Source organism: Hymenobacter sp. AT01-02 (genome assembly GCF_000961955.2).
Classification (GTDB): Bacteria; Bacteroidota; Bacteroidia; order Cytophagales; family Hymenobacteraceae; genus Hymenobacter; species Hymenobacter mucosus.
In genome coordinates this window covers 1-1221 of the sequence record NZ_JZIR02000129.1, presented here as the reverse complement: position 1 = coordinate 1221, position 1221 = coordinate 1, and the positions used below count along the sequence as shown (strand labels likewise).

At 57.9% G+C, this 1221-nt stretch carries 1 protein-coding gene; it reads right to left on the bottom strand.

Annotation, left to right across the window (positions count from 1 at the left end):
- Positions 1-36 precede the first annotated feature (36 nt).
- On the bottom strand, positions 37-1221 hold a 1185-nt coding region (locus tag VI25_RS20985), incomplete at its 5' end, for a T9SS type A sorting domain-containing protein (RefSeq protein ID WP_055562820.1).

Here is a 1221-nt window from a genome sequence, read left to right as displayed (position 1 = left end):
CTACATGCATGTAAGTTACGCGAGGCCGCTACTGATTTATTGGCGTACCCACCGAATAACTTTCTGCGGCTGGGCCGGGCCGCCTACCTGCAGCAGATAATTTCCCGCCGGTATAGTAGCTGGCAACTGTAGGTCAGCGTTTGAGATACCAGCCGGTAGCAGTTGCGTGTGCACAACGCGACCCGTAAGATCTGAAATAGTTATTGGTACCGCATTTGGCAGCACCGTTGGTAACGTCAGCGTCAGGAAAGAGGCCGAGGCTGGGGCCGGGTTGGGGTAGAGAACAGCCGTGGCTTCTTCCGTAGCCAGGAGGCGTATGGCCGCTACTTGGGAGTAGGTAGCTTTGCCGTCCACGTCCTGCTGGCGCAGGCGGTAGTACAGGGTTGTATTAGCTGCCTTCACTACATCGAGGTGGGTGTACTGCTGCTGTTGGGTAGACGTGCCACGGCCTGCAACAAAGGCTACCTGCTGCCACGTTTGCCCGTCGGGGCTGCGCTCTATTCCAAAGCCTTTGTTCTTTGTTTCGGAAGCCGTAGCCCAGCTAAGTTGCACGCTCCCGGGTTGCGTAGCTGCGGCCCGGAAGCTGAGTAGCTCCACCGGCAGCGGGTTTACTTGGGGCGAAAGGGACCCAAAGGAGAAAGCGCCGTAGCCACCTACTGCCCCCTCCGATACTACCGAACCCGCGGCCAGGCTGCCTCCCAAGCTGCCATTTCCCTCCGTCAGCCACGTGCTGCCATCGTAGCGGGCTACTTGTAAGTCTGCCGAAAACTCGTCGATGCCACTGCGGATGGCGTCTTGCCAGAAGAGGCGTACGGCTACATCATCGGAGCCAGCACTGCGCGTTAGGTTCCAGTATTCAATCCGGCTTACATTATCCAGCGGTGAGGTAGTGGCAGAAACCGGGTGAGAGGCTGCTATGTATTCGGCCGTGAAGGCGGCCGTTGGTGTTGCCGGTGCCGAAATAGCCAAACGAGCCCACACCCCGTCTTTCCCGAGCGGAAACACGAAAGCAGTGCTGCCAACTTTCTGCACGGGACCGTTTACGTAAGAACCCGCCGAGCCCTCCGTACTGCTAGCCTCAGCAGTAAGTGTAAGTAGGTTGCTGGCCGTAGTAATAAGTAGCCCAGCGTTCAGGGTGAGGGTGCCGCTCAGGTTGAAAGGTGAGCCTAGCGTGATGTTTTTGCCTGTGCCATTGAGGGTTAGCTGCTGTAGCGTAGTAGC